At 71.5% G+C, this 19,112-nt stretch carries 16 protein-coding genes; 4 read left to right on the forward strand and 12 right to left on the reverse strand.

Annotated features, from left to right (window positions below):
- Positions 1–143 precede the first annotated feature (143 nt).
- Positions 144–1,064 (forward strand): diacylglycerol kinase family protein, encoded by a 921-nt coding sequence (locus D7V80_RS26135; RefSeq protein ID WP_120590748.1) that lies wholly within the window; start codon positions 144–146, stop codon positions 1,062–1,064.
- Here the strand turns inward: D7V80_RS26135 and D7V80_RS26140 are convergent.
- The 8 genes from D7V80_RS26140 to D7V80_RS26175 form a co-directional block, all read right to left on the reverse strand.
- Entirely contained in the window at positions 1,054–1,944 is an 891-nt protein-coding gene (locus D7V80_RS26140; protein ID WP_120590749.1) for a protein-glutamate O-methyltransferase CheR, read from the reverse strand. The genes D7V80_RS26135 and D7V80_RS26140 overlap by 11 nt on opposite strands.
- 2 nt (positions 1,945–1,946) lie before the next feature.
- The gene (gene cheB, locus D7V80_RS26145) at positions 1,947–3,011 is read right to left on the reverse strand and encodes a chemotaxis-specific protein-glutamate methyltransferase CheB (RefSeq protein ID WP_120590750.1); all 1,065 of its coding nucleotides are present in this window, start codon (positions 3,009–3,011) and stop codon (positions 1,947–1,949) included.
- Positions 3,012–3,022: 11 nt separating this feature from the next.
- Positions 3,023–3,358: an antibiotic biosynthesis monooxygenase gene (locus tag D7V80_RS26150; RefSeq protein WP_120590751.1), complete on the reverse strand. Its 336-nt coding sequence runs from the start codon at positions 3,356–3,358 to the stop codon at positions 3,023–3,025.
- Between the two features lie 22 nt (positions 3,359–3,380).
- A complete protein-coding gene (locus D7V80_RS26155) occupies positions 3,381–4,910 on the reverse strand; it encodes an AarF/ABC1/UbiB kinase family protein (protein WP_147447219.1) in 1,530 nt (509 codons plus the stop codon).
- Between the two features lie 34 nt (positions 4,911–4,944).
- Positions 4,945–7,053 (reverse strand): methyl-accepting chemotaxis protein, encoded by a 2,109-nt coding sequence (locus tag D7V80_RS26160; protein WP_120590753.1) that lies wholly within the window; start codon positions 7,051–7,053, stop codon positions 4,945–4,947.
- Entirely contained in the window at positions 7,053–7,541 is a 489-nt protein-coding gene (locus D7V80_RS26165; protein WP_120590754.1) for a chemotaxis protein CheW, read from the reverse strand. The genes D7V80_RS26160 and D7V80_RS26165 overlap by 1 nt, the downstream gene beginning before the upstream one ends.
- The gene (locus tag D7V80_RS26170; RefSeq protein ID WP_199738859.1) at positions 7,538–9,706 is read right to left on the reverse strand and encodes a chemotaxis protein CheA; all 2,169 of its coding nucleotides are present in this window, start codon (positions 9,704–9,706) and stop codon (positions 7,538–7,540) included. The genes D7V80_RS26165 and D7V80_RS26170 overlap by 4 nt, the downstream gene beginning before the upstream one ends.
- 175 nt (positions 9,707–9,881) lie before the next feature.
- The gene (locus D7V80_RS26175) at positions 9,882–10,805 is read right to left on the reverse strand and encodes a PAS and helix-turn-helix domain-containing protein (protein ID WP_120590756.1); all 924 of its coding nucleotides are present in this window, start codon (positions 10,803–10,805) and stop codon (positions 9,882–9,884) included.
- A gap of 277 nt (positions 10,806–11,082) precedes the next feature.
- On the opposite strand from D7V80_RS26175, the gene D7V80_RS26180 reads away from it, so the two are divergent.
- The 3 genes from D7V80_RS26180 to D7V80_RS26190 are packed head-to-tail and all read left to right on the forward strand — an operon-like array spanning position 11,083 to position 12,756.
- Positions 11,083–12,141 carry a DUF72 domain-containing protein gene (locus D7V80_RS26180; RefSeq protein ID WP_120590757.1) on the forward strand — a complete coding sequence of 353 codons (1,059 nt, stop codon included), beginning with the start codon at positions 11,083–11,085 and terminating at the stop codon, positions 12,139–12,141.
- A gap of 47 nt (positions 12,142–12,188) precedes the next feature.
- On the forward strand, positions 12,189–12,485 hold the full coding sequence (locus tag D7V80_RS26185; RefSeq protein WP_120590758.1) for a hypothetical protein: 297 nt from the start codon (positions 12,189–12,191) through the stop codon (positions 12,483–12,485).
- Positions 12,424–12,756: a Smr/MutS family protein gene (locus tag D7V80_RS26190; protein ID WP_120590759.1), complete on the forward strand. Its 333-nt coding sequence runs from the start codon at positions 12,424–12,426 to the stop codon at positions 12,754–12,756. The genes D7V80_RS26185 and D7V80_RS26190 overlap by 62 nt, the downstream gene beginning before the upstream one ends.
- Before the next feature lie 15 nt (positions 12,757–12,771).
- On the opposite strand, the gene D7V80_RS26195 is transcribed toward D7V80_RS26190, so the two are convergent.
- From D7V80_RS26195 to D7V80_RS26210, 4 genes are all read right to left on the reverse strand, one after another.
- Entirely contained in the window at positions 12,772–15,492 is a 2,721-nt protein-coding gene (locus D7V80_RS26195; protein ID WP_233585731.1) for an SNF2-related protein, read from the reverse strand.
- A gap of 242 nt (positions 15,493–15,734) precedes the next feature.
- Positions 15,735–17,060 carry a DUF58 domain-containing protein gene (locus tag D7V80_RS26200; RefSeq protein WP_120590761.1) on the reverse strand — a complete coding sequence of 442 codons (1,326 nt, stop codon included), beginning with the start codon at positions 17,058–17,060 and terminating at the stop codon, positions 15,735–15,737.
- Positions 17,057–17,992, reverse strand: a complete 936-nt coding sequence (locus D7V80_RS26205) for a MoxR family ATPase (RefSeq protein ID WP_120590762.1) — start codon at positions 17,990–17,992, stop codon at positions 17,057–17,059. Before D7V80_RS26205 ends, D7V80_RS26200 begins: the two co-directional genes overlap by 4 nt.
- Positions 17,993–18,050: 58 nt before the next feature.
- Positions 18,051–18,719 carry a hypothetical protein gene (locus tag D7V80_RS26210; protein WP_120590772.1) on the reverse strand — a complete coding sequence of 223 codons (669 nt, stop codon included), beginning with the start codon at positions 18,717–18,719 and terminating at the stop codon, positions 18,051–18,053.
- Positions 18,720–19,112: the final 393 nt, after the last annotated feature.

The following is a 19,112-nucleotide window of genomic DNA, read 5'->3' on the forward strand; positions in this document are numbered from 1 at the left end:
AAAACAGGGGGCGGAGAGCCCAGCATGGACGGGGCCGGGTGACAAACACCCCGGGCGATGAGGCCCTCCGGTGGGTCACGGAGTGGAGCCTTGGCTCACAATTGCGTAAACAGGCCGTTCTGGCAGCAGGGAGAAGGCACTGAATGAAGACGTTCCTCGTGGTCAACCCGCGCAGCGCCAACGGGCAGACGGGGAAGCGATGGGTGGAGATCTCCGCGCAGGTGGGCAAGGTGCTCGGTGACTTCGGGTCCGGCTTCACCAGCGGCGGCATGGATGCGGCGCGTCTGGCGCGGCAGGCCATCGACGATGGCTATGAGTGCATCGTCGCGGTGGGCGGCGACGGCACCCTCAACGAGGTCACCAACGGCTTCTTTCGCGACGGTCAGGTCATCAACCCCCGGGCCACGCTGGGGCTGTTGCCCCGAGGCACGGGCGGCGACTTCCGCCGCACCTTCGGGTGGGACCTGGAGCTGACGTCCGCGCTGGAGCGGCTGCGCACGGAGAAGACCGAGCCCTTCGACGTGGGACGGCTGGAGTTCACCGACAACGACGGCAAGCCGGCCACGCGCTTCTTCGCCAACATCGCCTCGTTCGGCGTGAGCGCGGTGGTGGCCCGCGAGGTGAACCAGGGCAGCAAGGCGCTGGGCGGCAACCTGAGCTTCATGTGGGGCACCGTGAAGGGCCTCATCAAGTACCAGGAGCAGCAGGTGCGCCTCACGGTGGACGGCGGCGAGCCGGAGGTGGTGAGCGTCACCGCGGTGGCCGTGGCCAACGGCCGCTACTTCGGCAGCGGCATGTTCGTGGCGCCAGAGGCGGTGACGCACGACGGCCTCTTCGACGTCACCATCTGGTCCAACTACGGCCTGTCCGACTTCGTCCTCAAGTCCAAGGGCGTCTACAACGGCGACCACGTCACCTGGAAGGGCACGCGGCGGCTGCGCTGCCGCACGATCCACGCGGAGCCGCTGACGGGCGACGTGTTCCTGGACGTGGACGGCGAGACGCCGGGCCGGCTGCCCTGCACCATGACGCTGCTGCCGGGCGCCATCCGCCTCAAGGTGTAGCGCCGGAGCGGGGAGCGCGCCGCGCGTCCTCCAAGGGCGCGCGGACGCCAGGAGAGGCGGGCGTGGGGCGGTACCAGCTCGTCTGGCCAATCAGGTGCCGCGTGAAGCCGTCCTCCACCAGGGGCGAGGCCTCCGCGGCGCCCAGCACCAGGTAGCCGTCCGCGTGGAGCATCCGCCGCACGCGGGCGAGCACCGCGCGCCGGGTGGGCGCGTCCCAGTAGATCATCACGTTGCGCAGGAAGACGAGGTCCACGGGCGCTTCCCGCGGGAGGTCGTCCATCAGGTTGAGCGGCCGGAACTCCACCGGCTTGCGGACCTGTTCGCTCAGCCGCCACCCGTCGCGCTCCTGGTGGAAGTAGCGCTGGCGCAGCTCGGGCGTCAGGCCCCGGTGGATCTCCTTCGCGTCGTAGCGGGCCTCGCAGGCGCGCACGATGGCGCGGGTGGAGAAGTCGGTGGCGAGGATGCGCACCGTCCACCCGGTGATGAGCAGCCCGGCCTCGGCCAGCGTCATCGCGATGCTGTAGGGCTCCTGACCGTAGGCGCACGCCGCGCACCAGATGCGCAGCGTTCGCGTGCGGACGCGCTTCGCCAGCAGGGTGGGGAGCACCGTGGCGCGCAGGGCCTCGAAGACGGGCGCGTCGCGGAAGAAGGCCGTCTCGTGGTTGGCCAGCGCCTCCGCCAGACGCTGGTGCAGCGGACTGTCCTCCGGCTGCGAGCGCAACCGCGCGACCAGGGCGGAGAGGTCCGGCAGCCGCTCCTCGCGCATGAGGGGCGTGAGCCGCGTCTCCACCAGCGCGTACGTGTCGGGCTCCAGCACGAGCCCGGAGCGGCGCAGCACGCGCTGCCGCAGGTACGCGAAGTCGTCGGGAAGCAGGGACATGCTCAGGTCCTCCGTCCGCGCGCATCCACGCGCCGCGCCAGCTCCAACGCCAGCGCCTCCAGGGGCATCACGGCATCCGCCAGCCCCGCCTGTTCCACCGCGCCCGGCATGCTGCCGACGACGCAGCTGGCCTGGTCCTGCACGACCACCTGGCCGCCTGCCTCGTTCACCCGCCGGCAGCCGCGCAGCCCGTCCTGGCCCATGCCGGTGAGCACCACCGCCAGCACCCCCGCGCCGTACACCTCCGCCGCGGAGCGGAAGAGCAGGTCCACCGCCGGACGGCACGCGTTCTCCGCCGGCCCCTGGTGCGTGAGCAGCCGCACGCCCGTCGCGTCCCGGCACACGGCCAGGTGGAAGTCGCCGGGAGCGATCCACACCTCGCCCGCCTGCACGGATGCGCCCGTCACCGCCTCGCGCACGGTGAGCGGTGTCACGCCCTGCAACCGCTCCGCGAGCAGCCGGGTGAAGAGGGGCGGCATGTGCTGCACGATGAACACCGGCACCGGCAGGTCCGCGGGCAGCGCGGACACCAGGCGCACCAGCGCGCCCGGGCCTCCGGTGGACGCGCCGACGACGATGGCCTCCACCCGCGCGGGCATTCGTGGCCGGGCCACGGGCTCGCGCGGCACCGGTGACGTCGAAGGCGGAGCGGACGGCGCGCGCACGTTCAGCGCCTTGAGCTTGCGCACCAGCTCGTCCCGCACGGCCTCCACGGTGATGTTCATCCCGCCCGCGGACGTGGGCTTCGTCACGTAGTCGCGGGCCCCCAGCGCGAGCGCCTCCAGGGTCAGCATGCCCCCGCGTTCGGTGAGCGCGCTGAACATCACCACGGGCAGCTCCGGGGCACGCTGGCGCAGGAGCTTCAGCGTCTCCAGCCCGTCCAGTTCCGGCATCTCCAGGTCCAACAGCACCACGTCCGGCTGGAACTGCTCCACCTTCGCCAGGGCGATGCGGCCATTGGGCGCGGTGGCGACGACCTCCAGGCCTGGGGCCGCGCCCAGCAGCAGCGACACCTGGCGCCGCACCACGGCCGCGTCGTCCACCACCAGGACCCGGATGGCGTTCATTCGCACCCGCTTCACCGCGCCGCGTGCGCGACAGGGCAGCGCCCCATGGGGGCACCGGAGGCCCTCTCGCCATACACCTCGTGGCGCGGCCGGCTCGCGAGGATGGCGCTGGCGCCCCAGTCCGTCACGCGGTGGAAGGCCTCGGACGCGATGAAGGCGTCGAAGCCCTCGCGGCTGTGCCACTCGGAGACGATGAGGTAGCGCCCCGGCGCTCCCACGCTCTTGAACAGCTCCGTGTGCACGTGCGTCGGCAGCTTGCACATCGCCTCCAGCACGAGCGCGAACTTCCGCTCGAAGGCTTCCGCCTTGCCCTCACGCACTTCGTAGTTCATGCCGATGGTGACCATCCGTCACCTCCTTGTCCGTAAGTCATTCAAGCCAGACCCGGACACGCCGGGGGCCCTCGTCCAGGTGGAACAACTCCGACGGCCGCAGCCCCGCCGCGACCGCCGCGATACCCATGGCCGCCGCATCCAGGCCCCGCGCCGCCAGCTTGCGAGGCAGGTCCTCCGGCAGCAGGTCCTCCAGGTGCGCCGCCACGTCCGCGCGGAAGGTCAGCGCGACGCGCGTGTGCCCACCTTCCGTCACCAGGACCTTCAGGTAGCGCGCGGCGCCCTCCACGCGCGCCTCCGGAGGCGACGGCGGAGGCGGCAGCGACGGGGCGCGGGCCTCGTCCAGGAGCGGCCCCCAGGCGATGGGCACGTCCATCACGTCCAGGTGGCGCACCAGCCCGTGGAACGCGCGCAGGACGAACAGGAGCGACGCCGGCCCCGCCGCGCGGAAGTTCCAGCGGTGCGGCCCCAGCGCCTCGGTGAGCCGCTCGCCCAAGCGCCAGCTTCGCGCATGGAAGGGCCGGTCCAGGAGGAAGGGCTCCAGCAGCACGCGGCTGACGGCGGGCAGCGCCTCCTCCATGGGCTCCAGCAGCTCCGGCGCGAAGCCCAGCATCACCCACGCGGATAGGAGCTGCTCCGGGCGCGGCGGCGTACTCGGACCCTTGAGGAGTGAGATCAACCGTCCCAGCCCCACGGCCAGCTCCGGAGGCAGCGGCTTCACGCAGCCGAAGTCGAGCACGCCCAGCACGGGCTTGCCGTCCGGCCCCCGCGACACGCGGTAGTTGCCCGGGTGCGGATCCGCGTGGAGCGTTCCCCACGTGAAGCAGCCGTGGAGGAACAGCCGCACCAGCGTCGTGGACAGCGCGCGGCGGTCCGCTTCGCTCCAGCGCCAGCCATCCGCGAGCGACACGCCCTCCACCCAGGTCATCACCAGCAGGTCTTCCCGCGTGAGCGCATCCACCGGCACGGGGACGACGACGCCCGGCACGTCCGCCATGCGCGTGCCCGCGTCCCGCAGGGCCTGGGCCTCGTGGTGATAGTCCAGCTCGCCCTGGAGCATGCGGGCCAGCTCATGGCGGTAGGCGGACAGGTCCAGCTTCCCGCGCCAGCCTCCCAGCGGCGCGGCCAGCCATCCCAGCGCGCGCAGATCATCCCGCACGGCCTCCGCGATGCCCGGGTGCCGCAGTTTCACGGCCACGGCGCGCCCGTCATGCAGCACGCCCCGGTGCACCTGGCCGAGCGACGCGGCAATGCCCACGCCCTCCAGCGACCGGAACACCTCCCGCCAGGGGCGGCCCAGCCGGCGGGACACCTCCGCCAGCGCGGCCTCCGGCGCGAGCGGGGAGGGCGCCTCCGCGAGCGAACCGAACCCCGGCGTGTCCGCGCCCAGCTCCGCGAGCGTGAGCACCTGGCCCACCTTCTGGGGCAGCCCGCGCAGCCCCAACAGCCGCTCGGTCAGCTCCCGCTGCGCCCGCTCCGCGTCCTGGGGCCGGGACACCCGCCGCAATCGCGAGGAGGCACGGGCCACCTGGCCCAGCTCCCACCACCGCTTCAATCCGGTTCGCACGTGCCGTGGCTCCGTGGGCCTGATGCCGTCCGCGCTATTTCGTCCGCGCCGGCTTGTCGGAGGTGTCCACCTGCACGACCAGCCGTTGCAGCGACTGCGCCATGTGGGCCAGCTCCACCGCCGAGCGCTGCGTGCTGCCCGCGCCCTCGGTGGTGCTGCGCGCGGCCTCCGCCACGGCGGCCATGTTCTCGGAGATCTGCTGACTGCCCTTGGCGGCCTCGCCCACGTTGCGGAGGATCTCCCCCGCGGTGGCCGTCTGCTCCTCCACGGAGGACGCGATGGACGTCTGCAGCTCGTTGATGCGGCTGATGGTGGCGCCAATCTCCAGGATGGCGTTGACCACCTCCTCGGTGTCGCCCTGGATGGTGCCGATCTTCTGGCCGATGTCCTCCGTGGCGCGGGCCGTCTCGCGCGCCAGCTCCTTCACCTCGTTGGCCACCACCGCGAAGCCCCGGCCCGCCTCACCGGCGCGGGCCGCCTCGATGGTCGCGTTGAGCGCCAGCAGGTTCGTCTGCTGCGCGATGGAGGTGATGACCTTGATGACCTTGCCAATCTCCTGGCTGCTCGTCCCCAGCTTGCCGACGACGTTGGAGGTGGAGTCCGCGAGCTTCACCGCGGACGCGGCCACCTTGGCGGCGGAGCTCGCGTTGCGCGCCACCTCGCGGATGTTCGCGTTGACCTCCTCCATGCCGGACGCGACGCTCTGCACGTTGCGGCTGACCTGTTCGGCGCCAGCGGACACCTGCGTGGCCTGCGCCGCGGTCTCCTGCGCGTTGCTCACCATCTGCTGGCTGACGCTGGACAGCTCCTGCGACGACGCGGCGAGCGTCTGCGAGTGCTGCGTCACCTCCTGGAAGATGCCGCGCAGGGTGGTGTCCAGCTCCTGCTCGCGTTGCTGCACGGCGAGCTTCTCCGTGATCAGCTCCCACGTCACCATGGGGCCCAGGTAGCGGCCCTGGCCGTCGTACACCGCCGTCACCAGCAGGTCCGCGGTCTCCGGGCCAATGGGGATGTTCGCGCGCACCGGCAGGTTCTTGTCGTTGGCCAGGATCTTCCGCTGGTACGTCACGTCCCGGTGGAAGACGTCGATGTGGGAGCCCAGCACGCGGTCCGCGGCGACGGGCAGGTGCTTCTCCACGCGCTGCAACAGCCGGCGCGAGGCGGGGTTCAGGTAGATGATCTTCAGGTCCAGGTCGGCCACCATCACGCAGGTGGGCGCGTTCTCCATCATGGCCCTCAGGCGAGCCAGCTCCGTGTCCGCGCGCTGCTGATCCGTGACGTCCGTCCACGTCACCACGTAGCCGGTGAGCGCCCCGCCCAGGCCCGGGATGCCGTCGATGCGCGCCTTGAGCAGGGTGGGGCCCACCGCGAAGTGGGCCTCGTGCGGCAGCGCGGAGGGATCCAGCAGCCGCTCCTCCTCCAGCCGGAGCTGGTGCTCGAAGTGGGCGAGGAAGTCGCTGCCCACGTCACCCGCGCCGTCGCGGAGGCCCGACGCCTGGTTGATGCGCTCGATGGCCTCCGAGGAGGACGCGTTCGAGAAGACGATGGCCAGGTCCGCGTCCAGGACGAACAGGTTGACGCTCGCCGCGTCCAGCACCGCCTCGCTCAGGGCGCCTTCGAGCGGTGTGGGCGCGCGGCGGCGCGAGGACCGGGCCGCGGGCGCGGACGCGGCGGCGACCCGGCGTCCCTCCGTCCGGGAGGCACGCTCCGGAGCACGCTTCACTGCGGCGGTCCGCGAGGCGGCCTTCGCTTTCGCCACGGGCCTGCTCACGAGGTCGTCCTGCGACGTGCCCACGGCCGTCAGCAGCTCGCGGGCAACGGGGGCCGACACATCCAGCTCATCCAGCACGGTGGCCAGGTGTTCAGCGACGCGCTCGAAGTGATGGGGCTTGAGCTCCAGGCGCGCGTGCACGTCGCGCATCGACGGGCCCTTGTAGACGCCCGGTCCGCCCAGGAACCGGGTGAGGAACGCGATCATCTGGCGCTGGATCTGGACCAGGTCCGCGCGGCGGAAGTAGGGCTTGAGCAGCGCGTCCGTCATCACCCGCGCGTAGAGCTTCTGCACGGCGGCCGTCAGGGGGGCCTTGCCGCCCAGGCGCTGGAAGAGGGTGGTTTTCACGGCGGGCGCGGTCGGGCGGGCCATCAGCGGGACTCCTGGGGAAGCACGGGGAAGGAAGGGGTGGCGGAGGCGCTGGACGCGGGCGAGAGCCCGTCCACCACCGCGTCCGCGGACAACACGAGCAGCAGCCGGTCCGGCAGCGCATGGACACCCAACAGCAGCGAGCGCAGCGGCCCGCGCAGGTTGTCCGGCAGCGGCGCCAGGTCCGACTGCTCGAAGGGGAGGATGTCGCCAATGGCATCCACGCGAAGGCTCACCGCGCCCTCGTCGCCGCGCAGCACGACGTGGGGCGCGTCCGCGGGGGCGGTGCCTTCGGGGAGGTCCAGGCGGCGGCGCAGGTCGATGGCGGGGACGATCTGCCCGCGCAGGTTGAGCAGCCCCGCCACCTCCGGAGGCGCGCCAGGGACGCGCGTGAGCGGGGGCGGCAGCAGGATCTCCTGCACGCGTTCGATGTCCAGGCCGAACAGGTGGTCGCCCACCTGGAACGAGCACAGCTGGCGGAAGCCGCTCACGGCGCCCCGCCTGTCAGCAGCTCCGGGTGCACGGCGCGCACGGTGCCCTCCACGTCCAGGAACTCGGTGGCCCGGGCCTGCACCACCATGGAGCCCAGCACGCCCGGGCGGCGCGTCTCCCGCTGGAGCGCGAGCTCCACCTCCGCGACGTCGAGGATGGCGTCCACCACCAGCCCCACGCGCGTGTCCGCGTGCTGGGTGACGACGACGGACAGCGACTCACCCAGCGCGACCTGGAGGTGTTGCGTGATCCGCTCGGTCGCGCCGGGCCTCGCCTCCAGCACGGAGGCCACGTGCACCAGCGGCAGCAGCTGCCCGTGGTAGCGCGCCATCGCCATGCCTCCGCTCAGCCGCTCCACGTCCGATGCGGGCAGCTCCTCCAGCCGGGCCACACGCGACAGGGGAATCGCCACGCGGCCCTCCGCGCCATTGCGGCACAGCAGCACGCGCTCGCGCGGCTCCTCCGGGGTCGGTGTTTCCGGAGCAGCCTCCGGAATGACGACCTGGGCCTGCGCCTCGGTGACCGTGCCCACGCGGCGGCCCAGGCCCATGGCGTCCAGGATGAGCGCCACGCGCCCGTCGCCCAGCACCGTCGCCCCCGCGTAGCAGGCCAGCCCCTTCAGGTGCTTCCACAGCGGCTTGACGACGATCTCCTCCGTGTCGTGGATGGCGTCCACCCACAGCCCGAAGGTGCGCTCTCCGGCCTGGAGCACGACGACGGTGGCGCCCTCGTCCAGGTCCGGCATGGCCGGCCCCACGCCCAGCTCGGCGGCGAGCACCACCAGCGGCAGCAGCTCTCCGCGCAGCCGCAGGACGCACGCGCCCTGGATGCGGGTGATGTCCTTGCGCGCCTGGGCCGGCTCCAGGAACACCACCTCCCGCAGGGAGGCCTGCGGCAGCGCGTAGCGGTCTCCCCGGCAGGTGACGAGCAGCGCCGGGATGATGGCCAGCGTGAGGGGAATCTTCAGGGTGAACGTCGTGCCCTGACCGGGCCGGCTGTGCACCTCCACGGTGCCGCCAATGCGCTCCACCTGCGAGCGCACCACGTCCATGCCCACGCCCCGGCCGGACAGCGACGTGACGCGCTCCGCGGTGCTGAAGCCCGGCATGAAGATGAGCATCCGCGCGTCCGCGTCCGGCATCCGCGCCGCCTGGTCGGCCGTGAGCAGGCCCCGCTGCACCGCGACCTGCCGCACGCGCTGCACGTCGATGCCCGCGCCGTCGTCGGACATGCCCAGGTGTACGAGCCCGCCTTCATGCGACGCGCTCAGCGTCAGGCACCCCACGGGCGGCTTGCCCGCGGCGCGGCGCTGCTCGGGCGTCTCCACGCCGTGGTCCACGGCGTTGCGCAAGAGGTGGGTGAGCGGATCATGCAGCGCCTCCACCAGCGTCTTGTCCAGCTCCGTGCCCGCGCCCTGCAGCTGCAGCCGCACCTGCTTGCCGCACCCGTGCGCCAGCTCGCGCACCAGCCGGGGGAAGCGGTTCCACACCTGGCCCACCGGCTGGAGCCGCGTCTTCATCACCACCTGCTGCACCTGCGTGGTGACGACATCCAGCCGCTGCGACGCGGTGAGCAGGTCCGCGCCCGGCGTGGGCGAGGCCGCGCACTGGAGGATGCGGTTGCGAGCCAGCACCAGCTCGCCCATCAGGTTCATCAACCGGTCCAGCAGCGCCACGTCCACGCGCAGCTTGGAGTCCACCCCGGTCGCGGCGCCGCGCCAGGGCACGGCGCCCGGAGGCGTCAGGGGCTCGGACACCTCCAGCGGCGCGGAGCCCGCCGCCGCGCCCGCCATGCGAGCAAGCAGCGCGGAGTGGTCCACCGCGGGCTCCAGCCCCGTCGCCTCGATGTGCTCCAGCGTGCCACGCGCCGCGTCCGCCGCTGCCAGCAGCGTGGACACGCGCTCGCGGTCCAGCATCAGGCGCCGGTCGCGCGCCAGGCCGAGCATCTCCTCGGCGGCGTGCATCAGCGCCTCCAGGCGGCTGAAGCCCAGGAAGCCGCAGGTGCCCTTCACGGTGTGCAGGGCCCGGAACAGCTGCGCCAGCAATGGCTGCGAGCCCGGCTGCGCCTCCAGCTCCAGCACCGTCGCCTCGATGCTCTGCACGTGCTCGCGAGACTCGAGGAGGAACTCCCGCATCACGTCGTCCCAGCCCGGAGTGTCACTCACAGGCAGGACGCCCTTGGACAAAAGTCCAGACAGACTGTATGTGTTTGATGAGACGGATTTGACTGGCGCTGCCCATGGGCAACGGCCCCCCCGACCCACAAGACTCCGGAGTCGAAGTCCCAGCATCCTCCAAAGTCAACGGTGTGAAAGCTGTCCCGGAGGGCAGGCGCCCTGGTCAGAAGAACAGGCGGAGCAGGTCGTAGCGCGTCTCCGCGCCCAGCTTCCGGAGGAGGTTGGTCTGGTGGAATTTCACAGTGCGCTCGGTAATCCCTAACACGGTCGAAATGTCGGCCGGCGAGCGGCCGAGCGCGAGATATCGCAACACATCGCCTTCCCGCTCGGACAGCCGCGCGGCGTTCGCCATGCGCCGCACCTTCGCCTCGAAGAGGCCGCTGAGGGTCTCATCACCAATGGTGTGTACGCTGACGCGCGCGGTGCCGGCGCCCGTGGGCGTGGCGGTGACGACCTCATAGCCCTCGGCGTGCTCGGAGGCCTGCCGCACGATGGTGTGCGGCCAGGAGCCAGGGGCCGCCATCGTCAGCGGGCAGTCCAGACAGGGGGCGTCCCGGTGCGCGAAGGCGCCGAAGCACGGCTGGCCCAGCATCTCCTCCTGCCGCGCCTCCCCGGAGGTCCACACCGCCTTGAGCGTCCCGAACGACGACAGCTCGGTGGAGATTTCATAGCTCAGGTCCCGGTGGAGCCCCTGGGCCCGGGCCGGCTCCGGGACGACGGTGCGCTCAGGGACGCAGAGGGGCGGAGAGGTGCGCGTGATGATGGCCACCAGCCGCAGGGGAGGGCGGCCCACGGCGGCCACGTCCAGCTCCACCGACAGCCGCTCACCTTCGCGCGTGAGCACCTCCGTCTCCAGCCGGGTCTCCGCGCTGGTGAAGATGGCCCGCAGCGCCTGCCCCACCTTGCGTCCATGCTCGCGCGGCGTGCAGACATCCGTCCAGCGGCGCCCCAACAACTCCTCACGGGGCCGGCCCAGCAGCGACGTGAACGCGCCGTTCGCCAACTCGATGCGACCGCGCCGGTCCATCACGACGATGGGGCGCGTGTCCCGCTCCGCGAGCAGCGATGCGGTCAACGACCAGTCCATGAGGCCCCCCGGCCGTTGCAATCCCGTTCAAGCTTTACATGAGTAGTGCTGAATTGCTCGGTTTGAGCATATTACTGTGAGGCGACTGCGTTTGCATTTGGACATAGGTCCAATCACATACCGTGGTGAAGGGACGCGGACCGTCCGTGCGTGGCCGTCCGCCTGGGGGGCGTGCCGGAAACCTGGAACGTCTCCTCGAATCGGGGCAACCTGCTGCATCGTCTGGGCTCGGGGATTACTCCCAGGGCTTTCCCGCCGTGGGAGAGGAGCTGCACGCATGAGCGCACCGCGAAGACCCGCGCAGTTCGACCTCTTCACCGGAGCGGTGGAGGAGCCCCCGGCGTCGTCGCGGCGCAGGACCCAGCCGGTGGGGCCCGCCGAGCCGTCCGACGGCCTGCGCATGCTGGGCGAGCAGCTTCCGCGGGGCGTCTACCTGGGCACGTCGTCGTGGACCTTCCCGGGTTGGAACGGGCTCGTCTACGACCATGAGGCCAGCACCACCCAGCTGGCGCGCGAGGGCCTGGCCGCCTACGCGCGCCACCCGGTGCTGCGCACGGTAGGCATCGACCGGACGTTCTACGCGCCGGTGCCAGCCACCACCTTCGCCGAGTACGCCGAGCAGGTGCCGGACGGCTTCCGCTTCCTGGTGAAGGCCCACGAGGCCTGCACGCTGGCGCGCTTCCCCGTGCACGACCGGTACGGCGCGCACCGGGGACAGGTGAATGACCGCTTCCTCCAGGCGGCCTACGCCGTGGACCACGTGGTGGCGCCGTTCCTGGAAGGGCTGGGCGACAAGGCCGGGCCGCTCGTCTTCCAGTTCCCGCCCCAGGACCCGGCGGCATTGGGCGGCGCGGGCCGCTTCGTGGAGCGGCTGCACGCGTTCTTCTCCGCGCTGCCCCGCGGGCCGCTGTACGCGGTGGAGGTGCGCAACGAGGAGCTGCTCACGGAGGGCTTCGCCCAGGCGCTCGCGGACACGGGCGTGAGCCCGGTGCTCGCGGTGTGGGCCCACATGCCGCCCGTCGCGCGGCAGGCGAAGCTCACCCGCGCCTTCGAGGCCCGCGCCGTGGTGGTGCGCTGGATGCTGCCGCCGAACCTGGGCTACGAGGAGGCCTACGCCCGCTACGCGCCGTTCAACCGGCTGGTGGACGAGGACGTGGGCACCTGCGACGTGCTGGCCCGCGTGTGCATGGCCGCGGTGCGGCGCGACCGCCCCGTCTTCGTGACCATCAACAACAAGGCGGAAGGCAGCGCCCCCCTGTCCGCGGTCCGGCTCGCGGAACGCGTCGTGTCACACAAGGAAGAGGGCGGTCAGAGAGGCGCCGCTCACGCAACATGACTTGCGCGCGAGCACGGCGCTTGCTTACGTGATTGGGCATGAAGGTGATGACCCTGGCCGCGCTGTTGATGCAGATGACCTCCTCCGGTGGAGCCGGCTCGGAGGGCAAGCGTGCGGGCAATCACGTGGACGTGGCTGAGGAAAGCCATCCGCGAGCGGTGAAGGAGGACATCAACCAGCTCAAGGGGGAGATCACCAGCCTCAAGGAACAGTTCCGGCTGGCGCGCGAGCGTCAGCGTCTGGCGGCCGAGGAGAAGCAGCGCCAGGAGGAGGCCCGCTACGGTGTCACGCCGAAAGCCACTCCCGCCCCTGCCACCGGAGGGGCCGGAGCCGCCGCCCGATGAGCTGGAGGCGGTAGAAATTCCGGTCGATGGGAACCTCGACCTGCATCTCTTCCAGCCTCGCGAGGTGAAGGAACTCGTCACCGAGTACCTCTGGGCCTGCCGCCAGGAGGGCGTGCTCGACGTGCGCATCATCCACGGCAAGGGCACGGGCGCGCTGAGGCGCACCGTGCAGTCCCTGCTGCCCACGCTGCCAGAAGTGGAAGGCTTCCAGACCGCCTCCGAGGCGGACGGAGGCTGGGGCGCGACGTGGGTGCGGCTCAAGCCCCTGTGACGGGGCTCGCGCCCCTCACGACAGCCAGAAGTACGCGGAGGCGATGAGGGTGCGCTTCTCCGTCACGCGCGCCTTGTTCGCCAGCTCCGCCATCTGCCGGTCCTTGGAGGCGTAGCGCTTCTCCTCCTCGTTGCGCAGCGACGCCAGCTTGCGGCGGTAGTCGCGCTCCAGGCGGTCCGAGTGCGCCCGCGCCTTCGCCCGCTCCGCGACGTCCTCGACGCCGGCCACTTCCTTGCGCGCGTCGAACCACGCCTGGCGGGCGGCCTCCACCACCTCGCGCGACTCCATCAGGCAGTCCTCGACGTAGCGGTCCGCGCGCTCCTTGGCCTTGTCCAGCTCCAACGCGTTGCGCCGTTCCGCGGCCCGAATCAGCTCATCCTTGGCGGTCATGAGCGACTGCTCTTGCATGAGCTGGACCGACACCGGCGCGGGCTGCCGGCGCTTCTCTTCCTTGGCGTCGAGCTTCGTGAAGTGGACACCGTCCGTCAGCGGCAGGGCGCGGAAGCCGCCGTCCCGGTCCTTCACCAGCACCAGGTGGACCAGCTTCTCCTCCGGCTTGAGGCCCGTCGTCTCGAACTTGTAGACGAACCACCAGCCCTCGCTGCCGGCCAGCCGCGCCAGCCGCGAGGGAAGCCCCGCCGCGTCCAGCTGCAGGTAGCTGACGGTGTCCTGGGTGCGGTCGCGCACCGCGTAGGCGGCCTTGGCCACCTGGAGCCGTCCGGAGGTGCGGCTGCCCAGCACGGATCCGGTGAGCGCCTTCGCCTCCTGCTGGCGCTTGGCCACGACCTCCTTGGCCGCGTCTCCCGCCACGCGCAGCCGGCGGCGCACGTCGCCGTCGAAGCGCTCCAGCACCACCGAGCGCATCGACGTCATGCGCTGGTTGATGCTGCCCTCCAGCTCCTCGCGCAGCTTGTCGAAGGCGACGTTGATGTCCTTCGGGTCGCGGCAGGACTGGTAGATGTCCAGCACGCGGCGCTCGAAGTCCACGCCGCTCTCCAGCGCGCCCAGGATTTCGTCGGACGCGCCGAACACGCCGTCGAAGAGGTTGAGCTTCTTCTCCAAGAGCTCGAACAGGCGCGCGTCCGCCGCGTTCTGCCGGTTGAGGAAGTTCACCACCAGCACGTCGCGCTGCTGGCCGTAGCGGTGGCACCGGCCGATGCGCTGCTCAACGCGCTGCGGGTTCCACGGCAGGTCGTAGTTCACCACCAGGTTGCAGAACTGGAGGTTGAGGCCCTCCGCGCCCGCTTCCGTGCAGATGAGGATCTGCGTCTTGTGGCGGAACTCCTCCACCAGCGCCCGGCGCTCCTCGGGCGTGCCGCCGGCGTCGCCGGACAGGAGTGAAATCTTGTCCTTGTAACCGTGCTCCGACAGCAGGTTGAAGAGGTACTGCTGCGTGCGCTTGGACTCCGTGAAGATGAGCGCCTTCTCCGGCCAGGAGTGCGTGCGCATCACCGCGAAGGTGCGGTCCAGGGCGCGCTTGAGCGCCTCACCCTTGGCGTTGATGCGGATGGAGTCCGCGAGGTCCGCGTACTGGCGCAGCTCCCAGACTTCCTGCTCCAGCGTGCGGACCTGGGGCGCCTTGGCGGGGTCGTCGGACCACTCCTCGCCTTCCTCCACGAACTGCTTGGCCTCTTCCGGCTCGAAGAGCGACAGGGCCTGCTGTCCCAGCCGCGCGGCCGTCAGGCGCTTCTCCAGGTTCTCCGACAGCCGCCGCAGCGTGGGCGCGATGGCGAACGTGGAGGAGGCCAACAGCTTGCGGTAGCACAGCGTCAGGAGCGTCTTCTTGCCCGGCTCGATGGCCGCGGCCTCCGAGCGCTGCAGGTACTCACTGACCTTCTCGTAGAGGTCATGCTCCTGGGGGGACGGGTGGAAGTCCTCCACGATGCTGCGGCGGTTGGTGTAGCGGACGTATTCGCGCACCTGCCGGCGCAGCGTGCGCTGCACCACCGGGGCCAGCCGCTCCTTGAGCTCGCACGCGGCGGCCTCCGTCATGCCGCCGCCCTCGTCCGCGCGGTAGCGGCTGCGGAAGGCGTGCTCGGGGCCCAAAATCTGCTCGTCCAAGAGCGACATCAGGCCGAACAGCTCCATCAGGTCATTCTGGAGCGGGGTGGCGGTGAGCAGCAGCTTGGGGCGGCCCGCCAGCGACGCGCGCAGCGCCTGGCCCGTCTTGTTGTTGGGGCGGTGCGCGTTCCGGAGCCGGTGGGCCTCGTCGATGATGATCAGGTCCCACGGAATCTCCGCCACGAGCGCGGAGCGGTTCGCCGCGAACGGGTGCGAGCAGATGACGGGGAAGGGCTGATCGAAGCAGTTGTTGTGCTTCTTCACGTCGCGGCCGTCGACGAGGACGCTGTCCAGGTCGAACTTCTCGCGCAATTCCGCATTCCACTGCGCGCGCAGCACTGCGGGGGCCAGGATGAGGATGCGGTTCTTGCCCTCCGCCATGAGCTGGGCGACGACGAGGCCCGCCTCGATGGTCTTCCCCAGGCCCACCTCGTCCGCGAGCATGCAGCCGCCGCGCGACAGCGCGTCCAACGCGAACATCGCGGCTTCGACCTGGTGGGGGTTGAGGTCCACCTTCGCCTCGGCCAGCGCGTTCGCCAGCCGCTGCTGCGTGTCACCGCTGCGCGCGAGCAGTTCCTCGGCGAGGAGCCGCTCGTGGAAGGGCGTCAGCCCCGCCTCCACCAGCTCCTCCGCGGCACGGGCCGCGATGGCCGCGGCGTCCGCTTCCACTTCCAGCTTCAAACCCCTCGCGACCTCCGCCAAGTCCCGCCTCCCGTCCGGTTTGGAGCGTGCGCGCGTGCGCGCGAACAGTTGAGGCGCGCCATTCTGGGGAGCGATCCGCATCTGTAAAGGGGGTCCTCCCGGAGGCCGAAAACTCGGCCTCCGCGCGATTGGCAAGCGTGCTGTTCGGCGAAGCGACGCATGCGCGCGCGAGCGCCGGAATGTCTCAAAGGGCTTGACGAATGCGTCGCGAGCGCTCAGAGCCGCCCGCGCGCCTTCACGTCCAGGTACACGTTGAGTGCAGCGGCGCCGAATCCTCGGGCCGGCGCGCGCACCACCAGTGCCCCCGCGTCGCGCAGCGTGGTGGCGGTGCGGCGGTACTCGGACTCCATGCGGGAGGCGGCCTGCCGCGCGTAGGCGGACGTCGCGTCGCCGGGCACGTCCGTGGCGGCGGCCTCCAGGTCCTCGTCCAGGAGCGACGCGACGACGGGCAGGTGCCGGGGGCGCAGGGCGAGCGTGCGCGTGAGGAGCGCGGAGGACGCGTCCGGGTCCACCAGGTCGGTGAAGAGCACCACCAGCGCGCGGCGCGTCTGGCGGGCGAAGGCGAAGTCGAACGCGCGGCCGTAGTCGCTCTCCTCCAGGCCGGCCTCCGCGCGGTAGAGGGACTCGGTGATGAGGCGCAGGTGCTCCGCGCCCTTTCGTGGGGGCAGGAAGGTGCGCACGTCGCTGGCGAACGCGAGCACGCCCACCACGTCCCCCGCGTCCAGGCTCACGCGCGCCAGCCGCAGCGCCGCGTCCACCGCGTGGTCCAGCTTCCGGCGCCCCTGCACCCGGCCCGCCATGTGACGGCCGCAGTCCAACAGCAGCAGCACGGGCTGGTTGCGCTCCGGCTGCCACGTGCGGACCAGCGTGTGGCCGTGGCGCGCGGAGGACTTCCAGTCGATGTGGCGGTAGTCGTCGCCGGGGCGGTACTCGCGCAGCGACTCGAACTCGCGGCCCTCCACGGACTTGCGCAGCAGCGTGCGCGCGGACACGGCCTCCGACGCGCGCGTCAGCGTCAGCGCCTCGCGCGACAGGGCGCGCAGGTCCGGGTACACCTTCACGTCCTGGCCCGCGGGCAGCCGCACCTGCCGCGAGCACAGGCCCAGGGGCCCCATCAGGCGCAGGTTCACGTCGCCGAAGCGCGCGTCGCCCCGGGAGGGAGGATGCACGCGGTACGTCAGCCGCGTGGCGTCCTTCGGCTCCAGCGTGAAGGGCTGACGGTGGCCGTGGCTCTCCACGTCCAGGGGCGGCTCGTCGCGCAGCTCACCGCGTACGGGCCGGTCCGTGCGTGAACGCAGCTCCCAGCGCACGGTGTTGTCCACGCCGGAGGAGAGGATGGGCTCCACCTCGCGGCGCGCGTCGATGTCTTGGGCCTGCGGCGCGCGCAGGAAGTCCACCGCGCACAGGAGCAGGACGGCCACGTCCACCGCGAGCGCCAGCCACCCGAAGGCGGGGCTCGCCACCGCGAGCGCGGCGGGCACCAGCGCCCCGGCGAACAGCGCCACGGCGAGGCCGCTGGGGACGGGACGCCCGAGGCTCACCGGGGCACTCGCACCCGTTCGAGCATCTGCTTCAGCACGTCATCCGCGGTGACGCCCTCCACCTCCGCCTCGGCCTTGAGGAGGAGGCGGTGGTTGAGGACGCTGGGCGTGACGGCCTTCACGTCATCCGGGGTGACGAAGTCGGTGCCCCGGAGCGCCGCGTGCGCCTTGGCCGCCGCGAGCAGGGCCTGCGCGGCGCGGGGGCTCGCGCCCAGCCGCACGCGGGGATGGGCACGGGTGTCGCGCACGAGCTGCACCACGTACTGGAGGATGGAGTCGTCACACGCGACGCGCGCGGCGCGGTCCTGCAGCTCCGTCAGCGTTGCGGCATCCAGCACGCGGGACACGCCGGGCGGCCGGCCCTCGCGCTGGTGGAAGGCGCGCAGGAGGGACGTCTCCGCGTCGCCGTCCGGGTAGCCCACGCGCACGCGCATGAGGAAGCGATCCAGCTGCGCCTCGGGGAGGGGATAGGTGCCCTCCAGCTCCAGCGGGTTCTGCGTGGCGACGACGAAGAAGTGCGGTGGCAGCGCGTGGGTGACGCCGTCGATGGTGACCTGCCGCTCCTCCATGGCCTCCAGGAGCGCCGCCTGCGTCTTGGGCGGCGTGCGGTTGATTTCATCCGCGACCAGGACCTCCGTGAAGACGGGGCCCTTCATCAGGCGGAAGGTCTGCTCCTGCGGCTGGAAGACGTTGGTGCCCAGGATGTCCGCGGGCATCAGGTCCGGGGTGAACTGCACGCGGGAGAAGGACAGGCCCAGCGCCCCGGCCATGCTGCGCGCGGTGAGCGTCTTGGCGACCCCGGGCACGCCCTCCAGCAGCACGTGGCCGCGCGCGAGGAAGGCCGTCACCAGGTCGGCCAGCACGCGGGGCTGGCCCACGACGGCCGAGCCCAGCGCGTCGAGGAGGCGGGAGAGGGGCGTGGCGTCGGACATGGTGGCGGGCGACGGTAGCCCGCCTCACGTCCGGCGCGGCAGCGAAATCCTCGCGGGCCTACTCCTGGCGCTTCAGGCCCATCAAGGTGCCCAGCACCGCGATGACGCCGCCGAGGATGCCCAGGAAACAGCCGATGCTCGGCGACGAGTTCATCATCTCCGAGTTGCCCAGCGGCGACGGCACGAGCGTGGTGTCCGAGGACAGCTTCAGGAACACCAGCGACCAGACGAGGGTCACCACGCTGCAGAACATCTGCGCGCCCCACGGCAGCATGGGGTTCACCCAGGTCATCACCTGACGCGCCCGCAGGCCCACGAAGACCATGGTCGCCACGGCGAAGAGGAAGGAGACGAACCCCAGGCTGATGAGGCCCAGGAAGTCTCCGTCCGCCGCCGTCTCCTTCCACGGCATGAAGCAGGAGAGCACCACCAGCGTCGCGCCCCAGAACGCGATGCGGTCGCCGCCCTCCAGCTCGCGCAGGAACGAGCGCGCGTCGTCCAGCAGGACCTCCGGATCATCGATGGGGGAGCGGGGTGACTCCAGCTCCCGGGCCTCTCGGGACCAGGGATCCGCCACCGCGTCGCCCGAGTCGTCCTCTTCCTCCTCGACGGGAGCGGGCGCCGGGGCGCGACGGGCCGGCGCGCGAGCGGGAGCGGCCCTGGCGGCGCCACCGCCCCGGGCGGGAGGAGCGGCACGTTGGGCCTTCTCCCGCGCGATGTCGTCCATGCTGCGCACGTTGGTGGCGTCGTCGCTCGGCGGCGGCGCGGCGGGGCGGGCGCCCGTCCTGGCGCGGGCCGGAGCGGGACGTGCACGAGGCTCCGGAGCCGCGCGGGCCGGAGGGGGCCGCGAGCGCGGCGGGGGACGGATGCCGGTGCTCTCGTCCTCACCGCCGGAGTTCCCCTCATCCCCGGTTCCCCCAAGGAAGGACTCGTCGATGATGTGGTCGCAGTGGGGGCAGATGGCGGTGTCTTCCGCGACCTTGCGATTGCAGCCTGGGCAGTTCAGGGCCGGTGCTCCGGGAGGGGGGAAACGGCCCGATATCTTCCCGGCCCCGGCGCGCGGCTGTCAAACCTGTTCAGCGGCATAACCCCTGGATTTTCGCGGGGAATTGACCTAGCC

It is taken from the genome of Corallococcus sp. CA054B (assembly GCF_003611625.1).
In the GTDB taxonomy this organism is placed as follows: Bacteria; Myxococcota; Myxococcia; order Myxococcales; family Myxococcaceae; genus Corallococcus; species Corallococcus coralloides.